The organism is Streptomonospora wellingtoniae, from assembly GCF_031845375.1.
Classification (GTDB): domain Bacteria; phylum Actinomycetota; class Actinomycetes; order Streptosporangiales; family Streptosporangiaceae; genus Streptomonospora; species Streptomonospora wellingtoniae.
In genome coordinates this window covers 305,288-322,596 of the sequence record NZ_JAVREK010000004.1, presented here as the reverse complement: position 1 = coordinate 322,596, position 17,309 = coordinate 305,288, and the positions used below count along the sequence as shown (strand labels likewise).

Below are 17,309 nucleotides of genomic sequence, written 5' to 3'. Positions count from 1 at the left end.
AGGCGCTCCCGGCGGCCGCCACCGTACGTGCGTACCATCACCGCCGATCTCGCCCCACGCGTGGCCCGGCTGCGGCAGGGGCGGATCGCGCTAGCTAGTCGATGCCGACCGCGCGGCGGACCTTGGCCATGGTGGCGGCCGCGCGGACGCGGGCGCGCGCGGCACCGGCGGCCAGGATGTCATCGAGCTCGCTGCCGGGTGCCACGAGCTGCTCGTAGCGCTCGCGCATCGGTCCGAACCGGCCGTTGATCTCGTCGAACAGCTCGTTCTTCAGCTCGCCCCAGCCCATGCCGCCCGCCTCCAGGCGCTTGCGGATGCCGTCGGCGCGCTCGGCGCCGCCGAGGTAGGCCAGCAGTTGGAACGGGACCGAGGAGTCGGGGTCCTTGGGCTCCTCGACCGGCGTGGAGTCGGTGGGGATGCGGCGGACAAGCTTCTTGAGCCTGTTCTCCGGCATGAACAGCGGGATGTGGTTGTCGTAGGACTTGCTCATCTTGCGGCCGTCGACACCGGGCAGAATGCTGCCCGTGCCCTCGGGGTAGGCGCCCTCGGGGACGGGGAAGCTGTAGCTCTCGCCGTAGAGGTGGTTGAAGGCGCGCGCGATGTCGGCGGTGTACTCGATGTGCTGCGCCTGGTCGCGGCCGACCGGGACGACGTCGGTCTCCATGACCAGGATGTCGGCCGCCATGAGGATGGGGTAGTTGAACAGCCCCATGTTGATCCCGGCGTCGAGTTCGGTGCCGCCCGCGGCCTCGTTGCGGTCGCGCGCGGCCTTGTAGGCGTGCGCCCGGTTCATCAGGCCCTTGGCGGTGACGCTGGCCAGAACGGTGGCGAGCTCGAAGACCTCGGGGACGCTGGACTGGCGGTAGAGCACCGTGCGCTCGGGGTCGAGTCCGCAGGCGAGCCAGGTGGCGGCGACCGACCGGACGTCCTCCCGCAGTTTCGCCGGCTCCTTGACGGAGTTCAGCGAATGGTAGTCGGCGAGGAAGTACAGGGTGTCGTTGGACTCGGCGGCGGCCAGCGCGGGCTGGATCGCGCCGTAGTAGTTGCCGAGGTGGGGCATGCCGGAGGTCTGGATGCCCGTGAGATAGGTCTTGGTCGCTGCCATGGCGCCGAGTTTATCGGCGCGGGGCGGCTCCGGATTCCCGGGCGAGGGCTGCGTGCGGGCGGCGGCGGGCGCGGCTCCCCCGCGGCCGGTCACCCGCCCCGGGAGCGGGCGATGCCGAAGTCGACGACGCAGGGGGCCGCCGGGGGCGTCGCGGTGCACGACCGGCATCGGCCTCGCCGCGCCGGGGCGCTTCCGGGACTTTCCGGGGGCGGACCGGCGCAGCGCCGCCCACCCCCGGCGGCGACGCTCAGTGGCGGGCCAGCGGAACGGCCGAGCCCCGCGATTGCCGGTCCTTCTGCGCCTGCTCGCCGCGGAAGGCCGTCCAGTGGTCGCCCATGCGCCCGGCCTGGCCGTCGGTGAACTCGTCCATGCACGCGTCGTCGCTGTAGTCCATGAAGTTGGACACGGGGTCGTCGCCCCGGCGGTTCGGGCAGGTGTCGCGGCCTTCGGGGCAGCCGGAGGCCTGCTCCGCCTCGTAGGGGGTGTCGTCGACATAGTCGCCCGGCTCGGTGCAGCCGTTCTGGAAGGTGTGGAACAGCCCGAGCCAGTGGCCGGTTTCGTGGACGGCGGTGTAACCGCGGTCGAAGTCCTGCTGCGACCCGCCGGGGACGGTGCGGTAGCTCATCGCCACACCGTCGTTCTGCGGATCGGAGTAGTACTCCTGCGGGAAGGTGGCCTGGCCCAGCACCCCTTCGCCCAGGTCGGCGATGTAGAGGTTGAGTGTCGCGGCTCCGCCCTCGCGCAGGTTGCTCTTGATCTCGTCCTCGTGCTCGGCGAAGTCGGAGAACCATGCACTGTTGGCGGTGCGGGTGATCCCGGTCAGGTCGAAGGCGAACCCGGTGTCGGCGCCGGCCAGGCCGCCGCCGAACGCCTCGGCCAGCACCGCGACCTGCTCCCTGACAGTGCTGTCCGAGACGTTGCCGGTGCCGTTCTCGGCGTGCACGATGTGCACCGCCACCGGCACGGTGACGTCGACCTGCTGTTGGGCGCCGGGCGACTGCTCGTCGCGCAGCGCCTCGCGGAGCTCGCGGTCGTAGGCGGCGGCCTCTTTCGAGGTGAGGTGGCCCTCGTGGTCGCGGCGGAACCCGTGCCGCTCCTGCGCGCCCGATTCGGGGCAGTCGTCGAGGCGCGCGGCGGTGCCCGCTTGCGCGGCCGGAGCGGCGAGTGCCCCGCCCGCCAGCGCTCCGGCGCTGATCAGCAGGGCGCCGCACAGGCGCGCTGCAGTGCCCGCTTTGCCGCTGATGGCATTGCCCAGGGTTTTTCCACCGTAGTTCATGAACACGGACGGTAGTCACCTGGTAGCGGTGCATCTCTGACGGCATGACCGTCTTGCGAAGTGTTTGCCCGTTCTTGCTCGGCTTTCGCCCCTGCGCCGCCCCGCTATTTCTGCCCCGTCGCCCACGCACGCAGCTTGGCGATGCGGGTGCGGATCTGCTCCGCGCTGGCCTGGGCGATCGGCGGGCCGCCGCAGGCCCGGCGCAGCTCACTGTGGATGACGCCGTGCGGCTGGCCGGTGCGGTGGTGCCAGGCCCCGACGAGCCCGTTCAGCTCCTTGCGCAGGTCGGCGATGACCTCGTGGGCCGGCGGCCCGGAGTCCTCCTCCTTGGCGCCGCCCCCGGCCTTGCGCTCGTTTGCCTTCTGGTCCGCCTTGCGCTTGCGCAGCAGCTGGCTGACCTGCTCTGGTTCCAGCAGCCCGGGCAGCCCCAGGAAGTCCTCCTCCTCGGGCGAGTCCGGAGCGCCGCCCCCGAACTCCGAGCCGTCGTAGAGCGCCCTGTCGAACTCGGCCGAGGCCTCCATGGTCTCGAAGGGAAGCTCGTCGCCCGCGTCGGGCGTGTCCCGCTTCTTGCGGGCCTCGTCGACCATGTCCTGCTCGGGGTCGAAGTCGTCCTCGCGGATGGGGCGGTCGAGAGCGTGGTCGCGCTCGCGCTCCATCTCCCCGGCGTACTCCAGCAGGGTCGGCACCGAGGGCAAGAACACCGAGGCCAGCTCGCCGCGCCTGCGCACACGCACGAAGCGGCCCACCACCTGGGCGAAGAACAGGGCTGTGCTGGTGGTCGTCGCGTAGACCCCCACCATCAGGCGCGGCACGTCGACGCCCTCGGAGACCATGCGCACCGCGACCATCCACCGCTCGTCGGACTCGGTGAAGCGCTTGATCTTCCTGCTGGCCGTGGGGTCGTCGGAGAGGACCACCGTAGCTGCGCGCCCGGTGATCTGGCGCAGGATGCGGGCGTAGGCGCGCGCGTTCTCGTGGTCGGTGGCCACAACGAGGCCGCCGGCGTCGGGATGGCTGTTGCGGACCTCGGTGAGCCTGCGGTCGGCGGCGGCCAGCACCTTCTTGATCCAGTCGCCCTTGGGGTCCAGCGCCGCCCGCCACGCTTGGGCCAGCGCGTCCTGGGTGAGCGGCTCGCCCAGGCGCGCGGCGAGCTCGTCGCCGGCCGTGGTGCGCCAGCGCATCTCGCCGGAGTAGGCCATGAACATGACCGGCCGCACGACCCCGTCGGCCAGCGCCGGGGCGTAGCCGTAGCTGTAGTCCCAGGCGCAGCGCCGCACCCCGTTCTGGTCCTGCACGTAGTCGACGAACGGGATCGGGTTGACGTCGGAGCGGAAGGGCGTGCCCGTCAGCGACAGCCGCCGCGCCGCGGGGTCGAACGCCTCGCGCACCGCCTCGCCCCAGGAGAGCGCGTCGCCGGCGTGGTGGACCTCATCGAAGATCACCAGGGTGCGGCGCGCCTCGGTGCGGTTGCGGTGCAGCATGGGGTGGGCCGCGACCTGCGCGTAGGTGACGGCGGCGCCGAGGTACTGCTTGCCGAGCGCGCCCTGGCCGTTCTTGAAGTCCGGGTCGATCGGGATGTCGAATGCGGCCGCGGCCTCGGCCCACTGCTTCTTCAGGTGCTCGGTGGGGCAGACGATCGTGACGGCGCGGACGGTGCGGCGGGCCAGCAGCTCCGCGGCGAGGGTCAGCGCGAACGTGGTCTTGCCGGCGCCGGGCGTGGCGACCGCCAGAAAGTCCCGGGGTTCCCGGCGGAAGTACTCTTCGAATGCCTCGCGCTGCCACTGCCGCAGACCGCTCAGCCGGTCCTCGGTATCGGTGTCGACAAGCGTCATCGTGTGATTCCCCAGATGCTCACGGGGACGAGGGTATCCCGCTCAGCCGGGGCGCATGGTGTCCGGCGGCCGGTGCGTTCGTCACGTCGCGCCAGCGGGGCGCACCGCGGCGCGGCCGGTGCGCCCGCGTGCGCACCGGCCGCGCCGGGCCTGCTCAGCCGCCGCTGGTGGAGGTCTCCACGGCGCCGTCGTTGAAGGGCATGTAGGGGTCGATCGCCGGGAAGACATAGAACCACAGCCCCGCCGCGATGCCCGCCACCAGCGCCAGCACCAGCACCAGCCGCACCGGCCAGGGCCCGGGGAGGATGCGCCAGACGAGTCCGTACATCAGCGGTCAGGCCCCCTCTCCCTGGTCCTGCGGTGCCATGTCGGCGATGTTGTCGGGCATGCCGTCCTCCTTGGGACGGGTGTCGGCCAGCTCCGCGTGGATGACCAGCCGGTGGGTGTTGTTGAACTTGGGCGCGCACGTGGTGAGCGTCAGCAGGGAGCGCTGCGGGTCGCCGCTGTCCTGGGTGTCGAACGGGTCGGGGTCGACCACCTCGACCTGGTCGGGGGTGACGGTGGTCTCCTCGATCACCTCGTAGGTGTAGAAGTTGTCGGCGTCCTCGACCACGATCTCGTCGCCGCCCTGCAGCTGGTCGAGGTCCCAGAAGATGCCGGGGGTGCGGTGCCCGGCCACGGCGTAGTTGCCCTTCTCGCCGGCCGCGGTGGCGTCGCCGCCGGAGACGTCGCCGTCGGTGTAGTGACCGGGGCTGTAGCGGATGTCCTCCGGGGAGACCCCGTTGACCACGACCCACTTCAGGTCCAGGTCGGGGATGTAGAGCCGGCTGTTGGCGGCGCCGGGCATGGCACCGGCGTCGGGGCCCTTCTCCTCCTGCTGCTCCCAGCTCTCCTCCAGTCCTTGGGAGAGCTGCTGCTGCTCCTGGTCGGTCTGCATCTGCTTGCCGTAGACCTCGTAGGCGGCGAAGAAGAGCATCAGCACCCCGGCGGTGAACAGCAGTTCGCCCAGGGTGCGCACGACCCCGCGGGCGACGTCGCCGCCGGTGCGCCGCCGTGCCGGCGGCTTCCTGCGGCGTCCGCGGGCGTGGCCCCGGCGCCCGGCGCGGGGCGCGTGCAGTTCACTCGTGGAGACCATGTGACCTACCGTCGGTTGCCGCCGCCCCGGCCACCCGGGCGCGGTGAGGGACGCGTGCCGCTGTGCTTCGGGGGCGGCTGTGCTCGGTGTTGGAGTCGGGAAGAAATCAGGGGGCGTCGCGTGGACGCGGGGATCCGAGGGCGCATTCGGCACGTGCTTCCCCGTTGGTCCGAATGCGGCGATCGGTCCACACGGGAGGGTACCGCGCCGCCGACGCGCGCACAGCGCTCATCGCCGAATCGGCGGGCGATCGCGGCGAACCGAGGGGGCGACGAAGGCGCGGCGATGCACACGGCCGCCGCCGCTACGCGGCGCGGGCAGGGTGCGCCGCAGCGGGCCCGTGGCCGCCTGCGGACACAGAGCGCCGGCGGCACCGATCTCGCGGCGACCTGAGGAGGAGTTGACCCGCTAGCGGCCGGAGGCGGCCTGCGGAGCCCGCCCGGCGGCGGGCCCGCGGCGCGACGACCCGCGCGGGCTCACTGGTCCGCGTTCGCGCCCGGAGGGCGCACCGCGGACTCAGCCCTTCATCATCTCCTCGTAGATCTCCTTGCACTCGGGGCAGACCGGGAACCTCTTCGGGTCGCGGTTGGGTACCCACACCTTGCCGCACAGCGCGATCACCGGGCTGCCCGTGACAGCGCTCTCGGTGATCTTGTCCTTCTGCACGTAGTGCGCGAACCGCTCGCGATCACCGTCGTCATGCGAGACGTCGGGCCGGGTCTCGCTCTCCGGAAGCACCTTGTTGACAACGTCCATTGCCATCGGGCCCTCACACCTCCTCCATGCTCGTTCCACGGTATCCTGCGGAACCGGCGCTCAGTTCAGTGTCGGGTCGTCCGGATAGGTCGATACCAAGGCGAGATCCCCGCCTTGGCGGCGCAGCACCCGCGGCCACAGGGACGAGGGGTCGGCGGAGAAGACGTCCTCGGTCACCGCCGGGACCACGTACCAGGCGCCCTCGTCGATCTCGCCGGCGAGCTGGCCCGCGCCCCACCCCGCGTACCCGGCGAAGACCCGGAAGAGGCCGAGCGCGCTGCCGAGGACCTCCGGCGGGGTGTCGAGGTCGACGACGCCCACCCCGTCCACCCGCGAGCCCTCGTGCGGCGTTCCCTCCAGCGGGCGCCACCCCAGCGGAGCGTCGTCGCCGCCGGGCGTGCCCAGCGCCAACCCGGCGCCGGTTCCCACCGGCCCGCCGGAGAACATCACCGCGGGAGCCGTGGCGAACCCGCTCCAGTCCTCCAGAACCTCACCCACCGCCAGCTCCAGCGGGCGGTTGACGATCACGCCGAGCGTGCCCTCGGCGGGTTCGTCGTCGACGACGAACACCACCGCCCGCCGGAAGTTGGGGTCCTCCAGCAGGGGGGTCGCCACGAGGAGGCTCCCGGTCAGAGTCGGCTCGTCCATGCTCCACGTGTACCCGCATCGCCGGGCGGAATCCAGTGCCGCCGGGCCGGGTGGGGACGCCCTCAGTCCGCGGCGCGGGCCTGCGCCCCGCCCGCGCGGCGCTCGGCGCGCTGCGCCTGCTCGCGCAGCGCGGCGTCGCGCACGGCGGTGGCCACCTGCGGGGCCAGGTCGGGCTGGAAGACGCTGGGGACGATGTAGTGCGGGCCCAGCTCGTCGGAGGTGACGACGTCGGCGAGCGCCTTGGCGGCGGCCACCATCATGTCGGCGTCGACGTGGTCGCTCTGCGCGTCCAGCAGCCCGCGGAAGACTGCGGGGAAGACCAGCACGTTGTTGATCTGGTTGGGGTAGTCGCTGCGCCCGGTGGCCACCACGGAGGCGTGCAGATGGGCGACCTCCGGATCGACCTCGGGGTCGGGGTTGGCGAGCGCGAAGATGATGGAGTCGTCGTTCATCTCGGCGATGTCGGCGCCGTCGAGCACGTTGGGCGCCGAGACGCCGATGAACACGTCGGCCCCCTCGACCGCGCCGCGCAGGTCGCCGGCGTAGCTCTCGGGGTTGGTGTTCTCGGCGATCCAGGCCAGGTTGGGGTCGAGGTCGCCGCGGCCGGAGTGGACCGCCCCGTGCAGGTCGCATACCACGACGTGCTTGGCGCCGGCGTGCATGAGCAGCTTCAGAATGGCGGTGCCCGCCGCGCCGGCGCCCGACATCGCGATGCGGACCTCGCCGAGGTCCTTGCCGACCACCCGCAGCGCGTTGCGCAGGGCGGCCAGCACCACGATCGCGGTGCCGTGCTGGTCGTCGTGGAAGACCGGGATGTCGAGCAGCTCGCGCAGCCGCTCCTCGACCTCGAAGCAGCGGGGCGCGGAGATGTCCTCCAGGTTGATGCCGCCGAACCCGGGCGCCAGCAGCTGGACGGTGCGCACGATCTCGTCCACGTCCTGTGTGTCCAGCGCGATGGGCCAGGCGTCGATGTCGGCGAAGCGTTTGAACAGCGCCGCCTTGCCCTCCATCACCGGCATGGCCGCCTGAGGGCCGATGTTGCCCAGCCCCAGCACCGCCGATCCGTCGGTGACCACGGCGACGCTGTTGCGCTTGATGGTCAGCCGGCGCGCGTCGTCGGGGTTGGCGGCGATGGCCTGGGAGACCCGCGCGACCCCCGGGGTGTAGGCCATCGACAGCTCGTCGCGGTTGCGCAGCGGCACCTTCGACTTCATCTCGATCTTGCCGCCGAGGTGCAGCAGGAAGGTGCGGTCGCTGACCTTGTGGACCGTGACGCCCTCGATCGCGCCGAGCGCGTCGACGATGGACTGGGCGTGGTCGGTGTCGCGGGCCGCGGCGGTGACGTCGATCCGGATGCGCTCGTGGCCCGCCGAGGCGACGTCCAGGGCGGTGATCACGCCGCCGACGTGCTCGACGGCGTTGGTGAGGCTGCCTACCGCGCTGCCGTGCCCGTCGAGCTCCAGGCGAATCGTAATCGAGTAGGAGACGCTGGGAAGGGTGGCCACGAAATGCTCCTTGTGAATCACGGATCTGCCGCGGGGCTGCCGTCGGCCTGCCGGCGGGGGAGGTACGGCACAGGTCGGGCCGCGCGATCATGCTGCCTGGCGCCGGCACCGGGGCCGCGCATCGGGGGAGGCGGGCAGCGGTCGGGCTGCCGCGCGGACGACGGACCCGGGGCGCCACTCTCATAGTGCCATCACCGGTGATCGTTCTGCGCGCCTCACAGGTGAGAAAACGGACACGGAATCGTATTCGGTATCCAACCGGGGACGCGGCGGATCGGCCCGGCGTCCGGCGGCCCTCGGTGGGCGCCGCGGCGATCAGGTGCGCCGGGCACGCTCGCGGGCGAGCCGCTCGATGACGTCGGTGCAGGCTTGGAGGGGGAACGCGGTGGTGTCCAGCACCGCGTGGTACAACGCCGGCGATGCCGGGTCGGCCCGATAGAAGCGGCGCACGTAGGCCGAGCGCGCGCGATCGTTGTCCCGCAGGTCGCGCATGGTCGGCGGGCTCCACCGCCCCTCGGCGCCGCCTGCGGAGCCGGTGTGCGGGCCCTGCTCGCGCAGCGCGGCCGCCCGGGTCAGCCGCGCCTCGGGAGGCCCGTCGAGGCGCACGTGCAGCGCACCGGGGTGTTCGGCGAGCACGCAGGCGCCGGCTCGGCCGAGGATAACGCCGCCGACCTGGGCGACCTCGCGGATGACGTGCTCTGTGCGCTCGACGAACTCCTGGTCGAAGAGCAGGTGCCCGCTGCCCTCGGCGGCACGCACGTAGGTCATGTCGACGCTGCCCGGCGTGACCGCCGGCAGCCGCGCGGCCCCGGCCAGCAGGCGCTGCAGCCCAGTGGGGGCGCGGTCGTCGTGCTCGAGTACGTCCTGCAGGGTGCAGCCGATCTCGCTCGCGACCGCGGCCGGGATGGCGCGGTCGACGAAGGCGACGCCGAGCCGCGTTGCGAGGGCCGGGCCGATCACGCTGCCGCCGGCCCCGAAGGCCGCCGAAACCGTCACCACGTAAACCATCGCGCTCACCCGCCCGGGTTGGGCCCGGTGCCCGCCGTGCCGGGCACCCGTGCCCCGGTAGTACCCGCCGCGGCGCTCCGGGCCACGTCCGGGCGGCGAACCTCCTGCGGTGCGGCCGAGGGCTGCGCAGGCAGCGCCGCGGGCACGCCGCGGCGCCCGGGCCCCTCCCGGCGGACGGTGCGGCACGGGCCGCCCGCCGCCGGGTGGGCGCGGCTCAGCCAGGCCTGCGCGGCCTGTTCCCGTCCGCCGGGATCAGAAGAGCGCGGAGGTGAGGGCGCGCCGGGCCTTGCCCACGCGGGGGTCGCCCGGGGGCAGGACCTCGAACAGCGAAAGCAGGTGCTGGCGCGCCCGATCGCGGTCGTCGTCGGCGGTGCGGCGCACGGTGGCGACCAGGCGGTCGAAGGCGTCCTCGATGTTGCCGCCGTACATGTCGATGTCGGCGACGTCGATCTGGGCCTGCACGTCGGCGGGGTCGTCGGCGGCCGCCTTGCGGCGCTCGTTGCCGTCGAGGCTGCGGACGCGGGCGACCAGCCGGATGTGGGCGAGCTTGATCTTGGCCTCAGCGTCCTGGGGGTCGGCCTCGACGGCCTTGGCGTAGACGGCCTCGGCGGCCTCGAAGTCGCCGCGCTGGAGGGCCTCCTGGGCCTCGGCGTCGGCAGGGCTCTGCTCGCCCGCTTCGGCGCCCTCCCATTCCTGGTCCTCGCCGTCCTCTTGGGGCTCGCCCAGGCCGCTGTACTCCTCGGGCAGCACGCCCTGCTGGCGCAGGCCCTCGAAGATCTGGCTGAGCCAGTCGCGCAGCTGGTCGTAGGTGGCCGGGCCGCCCGGGCCGGGCACGACCTGGCCGCCGATCACCATGGCGATGGTGGGCACCGCCTGGACGCGCATGGCCTGGGCGATCTGCGGGCTGGCCTGCACGTCGACCTTGGCGACCGCCCATTGGCCGCCGGCTTCGACGGCCAGCCGGTCCAAAGCCCGTTCGACCTGGTCCGACTGCTCGGAACGCGACTGGAGGACGGCGAGGACGACGGGGGCGCTCATCGAGCGCTCCAGAACCTCCTGCTGGAAGTTCTCCTCGTTGATGTCGATGGCGTAAGGATTGGCGTTGCCGGACGACGCCTCGGCCTGCCGCTTGGCCTCGCGTTCCAAGGCCGCCTTGCGAGCTCCGAGGTCGACCGCGCTCTGCATGGAGAAGTCCGAAGGCTGCATACCTCCATCCTGCCGCATAGTGCGGGGCGCCGGTGAAGGTTGTGGAGGGCGGGCCGCCGCCCTGCTCGGCAGGCCGCGGGGCCGCCGCCCGGCACGCCCCCGGCGGCGGCCCCGGCGGCGGCCCCGCGCGTTCCAGGCCCGGCGGGCGCCGGTGCCCGCCGGGCGCTGCCTGCGTTACAGGTGCGGCTTCTCGGTGTAGGTGCCGAACTCCTCGCCCATGGTGCCGCAGATCTCGCCGAGTGTGGCCTCGGCTCGCACGGCGTCGAGGATGACGGGGATCAGGTTGGGGCGTTCGGGGTCGCGGACCGCACCGAGCAGGTCGGCGAGCGCCTTGTCGACGGCCGCGCCGTCCCGGCTCTCGCGGCGCCCGGCCAGCGCCCGGTTCTGCTCGCGCTCGATCTCGTGGCTGATCCGAAGGGTCTCGACCTCGCCGGTGACCGAGGCGGTGTGGGTGTTGACACCGACGATGCGCTTCTCGTCCTTTTCCAGGGCCTGCTGGTACTGGAAGGCGGACTCGGCGATCTCGGAAGTGAACCACCCGTTGTCGATGCCGGCGAGGATGCCCGAGGTGATCGGGCCGATGGCGTGCTCGGCTCCGGCTCCCCCGCCCATGCCCTCGATGCGCTCGAAGATGCGCTCGGCCTCGGCCTCCAGGCGGTCGGTCAGCGCCTCGACGTAGTAGGAGCCGCCGAGGGGGTCGGCGACGTTGATCACACCGGTCTCCTCGCGCAGGACCTGCTGGGTGCGCAGGGCGATCTCGGCGGACCGCTCGGTGGGCAGCGCGAGGGTCTCGTCGAGGGCGTTGGTGTGCAGTGAGTTGGTGCCGCCCAGCACCGCCGAGAGCGCCTCCACCGCGGTGCGCACCACGTTGTTGTAGGGCTGCTGGGCAGTGAGCGAGACCCCGGCGGTCTGGGTGTGGAAGCGCAGCCACTGGGCGCGCTCCTGGTCGGCGCCGAATCGGTCGCGCATCCAGCGCGCCCAGATCCGGCGGGCGGCGCGGAACTTCGCGATCTCCTCGAAGAAGTCGACGTGGGCGTCGAAGAAGAAGGACAGGCCGGGAGCGAACCGGTTGACGTCCAGCCCGCGGGAGAGGCCCAGCTCGACGTAGCCGAAGCCGTCGGCGAGGGTGAACGCCAGCTCCTGGGCGGCCGTGGCTCCGGCCTCGCGGATGTGGTAGCCGGACACCGAAAGCGGCTTGAACGCAGGCACGCTCTCGCCGCAGAATTCCATGAGGTCGCCGATGAGGCGCAGGTGCGGCTCCGGCGGGTAGAGCCACTCCTTCTGCGCGATGTACTCCTTGAAGATGTCGGTCTGCAGTGTGCCGTTGAGCACGGAGGTATCGGCGCCCTGGCGCTCGGCGGCGACCAGGTACATGCAGAAGACGGGGATGGCCGGGCCGCTGATGGTCATGGACGTCGTGATCTCGGCCAGCGGGATGCCGTCGAAGAGCACCTCCATGTCCGCGGCGGAGTCGACGGCCACACCGCAGTGGCCGACCTCGCCCAGCGCGAAGGAGTGGTCGGAGTCGTAGCCCATGAGCGTGGGCATGTCGAAGGCCACCGAGAGCCCGCCTCCGCCGGACTCCAGGATCATCCGGTAGCGCTCGTTGGTCTGGGCGGCGTTGCCGAATCCGGCGAACTGGCGGATGGTCCAGGGCCGCCCGCGGTAGCCGGTGGCGTAGAGCCCGCGGGTGAAGGGGAACTCCCCCGGCCAGCCGATCCGCTCGAAGCCGGGGGCCTCGACACCTTCCTGGGGCCCGTAGACGGGGTCGAGGGGCTCGCCGGAGATGGTGGTCCTGGCCTCGGGGGCGGCGCTGCCCCGCCCGCCGGACCCGGGGGTGCGCGCGGCGTCGTAGCGCGCCTGCCAGCGGGCACGGCCCGCAGCGATGTCTTCAGGGTTGGCCATAGTCCAATAGTAGGATGTCCAACTAACGATGCATAGAGCCGCAGGCGGGCGCCCGGGGGCGCTGGTGCACCGCCACAGCACCGTCGATCTTGTAGCCATCGCAAACTGAAATCGCTTTCCTTCACGATAGCTACAAGCTGTGTGGGGCCTCCCTCTGGTCGGCCGTACCGGAGGAACAAAACGAGGGTGAACCGGCCCGCTCCAGACCCACTTCAGGGAATGTCACGGAACGATAACGGAATTTCGTGGGCGTCTCGCAACGGAGTGCGTTTGCCCAGGTCAGTGGCACAATCTCCGCTGTTTTGGGAATAGATCGACGCGGTTCCGGCTAGCTAGTCCCCTGCAGCGGAGTCGCCGGGGCCCTCGCCCGAGCGCTCGCTCCCGTCAGCGGAGCGCAACCGCGCGGCGGGGAAGTCGCCGAACTCGACGCGGAGCTTGGCGAACACCGAATGGATCTGCCAGGCCTCCTCGTCGGAGTAGCAGTCCAGCCCGAAGTCCATGGCGACCAGATCGCGGGTGGCCTGCTCGACGACCTCGCGTCCGCTGCCGGTGATTTCGGCGAGGGTGCCGCGGCCGTCGCTGGGATTGGGCAGGCGGCGGACGAAGCCCTGGCGCTCCAACCGGTCGATGGTGTTGGTGACGCTCGTGGGGTGCACCATCAGGCGCTCGCCGATCTTGCCCAGGGGCAGCGCCCCCGTCGAGCTGAAGGTGAGCAGCACCAGCGCCTCGTAGCGCGCGAAAGTCAGCGCGTGGGGCTTCAGCGCCGTGTCGAGCTGGCCGATGAGGATCTGCTGGGCACGCATGATCGAGGTGACGGCCAGCATCGACGGGTTGGCGCCCCACCGTCGCGTCCAGTTGTCGTGTGCGCGCTCGATGGGATCGAACGGGAGATTCAGCGGGTTGCCCACGCCGACACTGTACCGACCCGTAGGAGCCGCGCACTCCCCGGCGGGGCGCACCGCCGGCCTGCACCTCCAGGCCGGACGGCCGTCGCGCGGCGCGGCCCGGCCCCGCCGCCGGCTGCGGCTCTGCAGTGCTTGCGACCCGGCCGCGTCGCCGCCCGCCCACCCACCGGGCGCTCAGGTGTCCAGCGCCGCCAGTACGGTGTCGGCCGCTGCGTAGGGGTCCGCCCCGGCGGCAACCTCGTCGGCGAGCTTGTCCAACGCGGCGTGGCCGTGGACGTCGGCGAGCCGGCGGGTGAGCTCTCCCATCGCGATGCCCTCGATCTCGCGCCGGGCGCGGTCGCGGCGCCGCGCGCGCAGGCCCCCCGACTCGCGCAGGTGCTCGGCGTGCTCGTCGAGGCGCTGGAGGAGGTCCGCCACGCCATCACCCTCGGCTGCCGACATACTCACCACCGGCGGCTTCCACTCGCCCGGCTCCCTGTCGATCTGGGCGACCATCTGGCGCAGGTCGCGCACGGCGGCCCGCGCGCCCTCGCGGTCGGCCTTGTTCACTGCCAGGACGTCGGCGACCTCCAGGACCCCGGCCTTGCCCGCCTGGACTCCGTCGCCCATACCGGGTGCAGACAGCACGACCGTGGTGTCGGCGTGCGCGGCGATGTCGACCTCGGCCTGGCCCACGCCGACAGTCTCGACGAGCACCGCGGTGAACCCGGCGGCGTCGAGGATCCGCAAGGCGTGCGGAGCGGCCCACGACAGCCCGCCGAGGTGCCCGCGGGTGGCCATCGACCGGATGTAGACGCCGGGGTCGGTGGCGTGCTCCTGCATGCGCACCCGGTCGCCGAGCAGGGCGCCGCCGGTGAAGGGCGAGGAGGGGTCGACGGCGAGCACCGCCACGCTGTCGCCGCGTCCGCGCAGCGCCTTGGCCAGCGCGCTGGTCGAGGTGGACTTTCCCACCCCGGGGGCGCCGGTCAGCCCGACGATCCGAGCGCCCCCGGTGTGCGCGGCGAGGCCGGAGACGATCTCCCGAAGCTCGGGCGCGGACTCCTCCACCAGCGAGATCGCCCGAGCGAGGGCCCGGCGGTCCCCCTCCAGCACCCGCTTGACCAGGTCGCCGACGTCCATCGGTCTCCCTCCGCGCTCGCCGCAGTCCTTCGGACGTCCAAGTATCGCAACCGCGGGTTCCCCGGCGCACGCTCCCCCGCCCTCCGGGGCTTCCCGTGGCCCGGCGGGGGGCAGGGGTCACCCCCCGTCTCCGGTCCTGCCGTCGGTCTGCTCGCGGAGGATGTCGGCGTGGCCGCCGTGCCGGGCGGTCTCCTCGATCATGTGCAGCAGGATCCAGCGCAGCGACAGTCCCTCCGCCTCCTTCTGCCCGAAGACGTCGTCGAGGTCGAACCGGGCGGCGGTGGCGCGGGAGCGGGCGCACTCGCGCTCGTAGTCGGCTGCCAGCGACGCGAGCGTCGCTTCGGCGGGGACGTCCCAGGTGTCCTCGGCGGTATCGAGCGGCAGGTCCAGCTCCGCCGCGGAGCGGCCCCCGACGACGCGCTGGAACCAGTTGCGCTCCACGAAGGTCAGGTGGACCAGCAGTCCGGCCATGGTGGTCCGCGAGGGCACCAGCCGGCGGCGCGCCTGCTCCTCGGTCAGCCCGCGGACCTTGTCCGCGACGACCCGCCGCAGGTAGTCGAGGAACGCCTCGGCGGTCTCGCGCTCGCCGCCGGCTGCGCGGGCCAGCACGGCCCGCTGCGCCTCGCGCAGAGCGCGGTCGGCCGGGGGCGCCGCGCCGCCCGCAGCCTGTGGGGCCGCGGAGCCGTCAGGAGCGTCGGGACCGGAAACCGGAGGCTGGTCGCGCATACCGGGAGCCTACGCACGCCCCGCGTCGGCAGAAGCCCGCCGGGACCGCGGCCGCGCGGCCGGAAGCGGCCCCTCGGCGCACCGGAGCGTCCGCGCCGCGCACCGGTCCGCCCTGCCCGCCTCCCCGGGGACCCGGGCCGGCCGCGTCCGGTGCCCGGTCAGGCCAGCGCGGTACGGACGATGACGCCGGCGTCCGGCCCGGCCTGGGCGGCGACGGCTCCGCCGGGCCGCCAGACCCCCGATCGCCCCAGCGTGCGGGAGTAACCGCCGCCGGTCGGTCCGGCGAAGCTGCTGACGGCGACCCACATCCCGTGCTCGGCGGCGGCGTGTGCGGCGCGCTCCTGCTGGACGGCCTCGTCGCGCGCGTGCTCGAGGGTGGTCGCCGCGTAGATGACTGCGCCGAGTGCGGCGGTGCCGGCGGCGTGCGCGGCCACACCGAAGTCCTTGCAGATCGCCAGCCCGACGCGGCGGCCGTCGACGTCGAGCACCGCGGGCCCGGTGCCGGGCGCGAACCGCTCGGGCTCGGCACCGCCCAGCCACGTCTTGCTGTAGACGTGCGCGGCCCCGCCGCCGTCGACCGCCAGCATCCCGATGTGCTCGACGCCGTCCTCGCCTCGCACGGGCGCCCCCACCAGCGCGGTCGCGCCCGCCCGGTCGCACGCCTGCACGATCGGCCGCAGCCGCGCGTCGCCGGGCGCGAGCGGCGCCGCGTCCAGCTCGTAGCCGGTCAGCGACAGTTCCGGGAACACCACGATGCGGGCGTCCGCGGCGCGCACCGCCTCAGCGTGCACCCCGGCGTTGGCGGCCACGTCGCGCGGCTCGCACACGGGCTGGGCGACCGCGACCACCAGCGGCTCGCGCACAGGTCCGCCCCCTTCCGCCTTCCGGCCCGGACTCGTTTCGGCGGCCCCCGCGGCGGCCTCGCCGGGCCGCCGCGGCCTGCGGGCCCCGCTCAGGCCCCGGGGACCTCGAACAGCAGTGCGTCGCCCTGGCCTCCGCCGCCGCACAGGGCGGCCGCGCCCCGACCGCCGCCGCGCCGCCGCAGCTCGTGCACCAGGTGCAGGGCCAGCCGCGCGCCGGACATGCCGATCGGGTGGCCGAGGGCGATGGCGCCGCCGTCGGGGTTGACCTTGTCGGAGTCCTCAGGCAGGCCGAGGTCGCGCATGGACTGCACGGCCACGCTGGCGAACGCCTCGTTGATCTCGATCAGGTCCAGGTCCGACGCCTGGCCGCCGGCCTTGCCCAGCGCATGGCGGACGGCGTTGGAGGGCTGGGACTGCAGGGCGTTGTCGGGCCCGGCGACGTTGCCGTGTGCGCCGACCTCGGCGAGGATCTCGCAGCCCAGCTCCTCGGCCTTGGCGCGGCTCATCACGACCAGTGCGCAGGCCCCGTCGGAGATCTGCGAGGAGGTGCCGGGTGTGATGGTGCCGGCGTCGTGGAATGCGGGGCGAAGCCGGGCCAGGCTCTCGGCCGTGGTGTCGGGGCGCACGCCCTCGTCCTCGGTGACCAGCCGGTCCTCGCCCTTGCGCTGCGGAACGCGCACCGGCGCGATCTCGGCCTCGAAGCGGCCGTCCTTGACCGCTGCGGCCGCCCGCTGGTGCGAGCGCGCGGCGAAGGCGTCCTGCTCGGGGCGCCCGATGCCCAGGCGGGCGTTGTGCCGCTCGGTCGAGGCGCCCATGGAGTCGCCGTCGAAGGCGTCGGTCAGCCCGTCGTGTGCGGTGGCGTCGAGGACCTCGACCGAACCGTACTTGTACCCGCTGCGCGCCTTGGGCAGCAGGTGCGGCGCGTTGGTCATCGACTCCATGCCCCCCGCGACGACGACGTCGAACTCGCCGGCGCCGATGAGCTGGTCGGCGAGCGCGACGGCGTCCAGTCCCGAAAGGCAGACCTTGTTGATGGTCAGCGACGGCACGCTCATCGGGATGCCGGCACCCACGGCCGCCTGGCGCGAGGGGATCTGGCCCTGGCCGGCCTGAAGGACCTGGCCCATGACGACGTAGTCGACCCGGTCGCCGGCGATCCCGGCGCGCTGCAGCGCCGCCTCGATCGCGAACGACCCGAGCTGCACCGCCGAGAACCCGGAGAGCGAACCGAGCAGGCGCCCGATCGGGGTGCGTGCTCCACTGACGATGACGGATCCGGGCATTGGCGAGCCTCCGTTGCGTTCCTGTCCGACCTCGTCT

At 72.8% G+C, this 17,309-nt stretch carries 16 protein-coding genes; all 16 read right to left on the bottom strand.

Going from position 1 to position 17,309, the window contains the following annotated elements; genetic code table 11:
• Positions 1–94: 94 nt before the first annotated feature.
• Complete coding sequence (locus RM446_RS06470) at positions 95–1,105, bottom strand: tryptophan--tRNA ligase (protein WP_311544207.1); 1,011 nt, start codon at positions 1,103–1,105, stop codon at positions 95–97.
• A gap of 247 nt (positions 1,106–1,352) precedes the next feature.
• The gene (locus RM446_RS06465) at positions 1,353–2,381 is read right to left on the bottom strand and encodes a zinc metalloprotease (protein ID WP_311544206.1); all 1,029 of its coding nucleotides are present in this window, start codon (positions 2,379–2,381) and stop codon (positions 1,353–1,355) included.
• Between the two features lie 104 nt (positions 2,382–2,485).
• Positions 2,486–4,213: a DEAD/DEAH box helicase gene (locus tag RM446_RS06460; RefSeq protein WP_311544205.1), complete on the bottom strand. Its 1,728-nt coding sequence runs from the start codon at positions 4,211–4,213 to the stop codon at positions 2,486–2,488.
• A gap of 154 nt (positions 4,214–4,367) precedes the next feature.
• The gene (locus RM446_RS06455) at positions 4,368–4,541 is read right to left on the bottom strand and encodes a hypothetical protein (protein WP_311544204.1); all 174 of its coding nucleotides are present in this window, start codon (positions 4,539–4,541) and stop codon (positions 4,368–4,370) included.
• A 6-nt stretch (positions 4,542–4,547) separates the two neighbouring features.
• Positions 4,548–5,348: a class E sortase gene (locus RM446_RS06450; RefSeq protein WP_311544203.1), complete on the bottom strand. Its 801-nt coding sequence runs from the start codon at positions 5,346–5,348 to the stop codon at positions 4,548–4,550.
• 516 nt (positions 5,349–5,864) lie between these two features.
• Positions 5,865–6,110 carry a DUF3039 domain-containing protein gene (locus RM446_RS06445; protein WP_311544202.1) on the bottom strand — a complete coding sequence of 82 codons (246 nt, stop codon included), beginning with the start codon at positions 6,108–6,110 and terminating at the stop codon, positions 5,865–5,867.
• Positions 6,111–6,164: 54 nt separating this feature from the next.
• Positions 6,165–6,752: a YqgE/AlgH family protein gene (locus RM446_RS06440; RefSeq protein WP_311544201.1), complete on the bottom strand. Its 588-nt coding sequence runs from the start codon at positions 6,750–6,752 to the stop codon at positions 6,165–6,167.
• 62 nt (positions 6,753–6,814) lie between these two features.
• Positions 6,815–8,257: an NAD-dependent malic enzyme gene (locus RM446_RS06435; protein ID WP_311544200.1), complete on the bottom strand. Its 1,443-nt coding sequence runs from the start codon at positions 8,255–8,257 to the stop codon at positions 6,815–6,817.
• Positions 8,258–8,572: 315 nt separating this feature from the next.
• Positions 8,573–9,265 (bottom strand): cytidylate kinase-like family protein, encoded by a 693-nt coding sequence (locus tag RM446_RS06430; RefSeq protein ID WP_311544241.1) that lies wholly within the window; start codon positions 9,263–9,265, stop codon positions 8,573–8,575.
• A gap of 252 nt (positions 9,266–9,517) precedes the next feature.
• A complete protein-coding gene (locus RM446_RS06425; protein ID WP_311544199.1) occupies positions 9,518–10,471 on the bottom strand; it encodes a tetratricopeptide repeat protein in 954 nt (317 codons plus the stop codon).
• A gap of 174 nt (positions 10,472–10,645) precedes the next feature.
• Positions 10,646–12,376 carry an acyl-CoA mutase large subunit family protein gene (locus RM446_RS06420; protein ID WP_311544198.1) on the bottom strand — a complete coding sequence of 577 codons (1,731 nt, stop codon included), beginning with the start codon at positions 12,374–12,376 and terminating at the stop codon, positions 10,646–10,648.
• 332 nt (positions 12,377–12,708) lie between these two features.
• The gene (locus RM446_RS06415) at positions 12,709–13,284 is read right to left on the bottom strand and encodes a MarR family transcriptional regulator (protein WP_311544197.1); all 576 of its coding nucleotides are present in this window, start codon (positions 13,282–13,284) and stop codon (positions 12,709–12,711) included.
• 171 nt (positions 13,285–13,455) lie between these two features.
• Complete coding sequence (meaB, locus tag RM446_RS06410) at positions 13,456–14,400, bottom strand: methylmalonyl Co-A mutase-associated GTPase MeaB (RefSeq protein WP_311544196.1); 945 nt, start codon at positions 14,398–14,400, stop codon at positions 13,456–13,458.
• A 117-nt stretch (positions 14,401–14,517) separates the two neighbouring features.
• Positions 14,518–15,126 carry a DinB family protein gene (locus RM446_RS06405; RefSeq protein ID WP_311544194.1) on the bottom strand — a complete coding sequence of 203 codons (609 nt, stop codon included), beginning with the start codon at positions 15,124–15,126 and terminating at the stop codon, positions 14,518–14,520.
• Positions 15,127–15,284: 158 nt separating this feature from the next.
• A complete protein-coding gene (locus RM446_RS06400; RefSeq protein WP_311544193.1) occupies positions 15,285–15,989 on the bottom strand; it encodes a carbon-nitrogen hydrolase family protein in 705 nt (234 codons plus the stop codon).
• Between the two features lie 89 nt (positions 15,990–16,078).
• Entirely contained in the window at positions 16,079–17,272 is a 1,194-nt protein-coding gene (locus RM446_RS06395) for an acetyl-CoA C-acetyltransferase (RefSeq protein ID WP_311544192.1), read from the bottom strand.
• Positions 17,273–17,309: the final 37 nt, after the last annotated feature.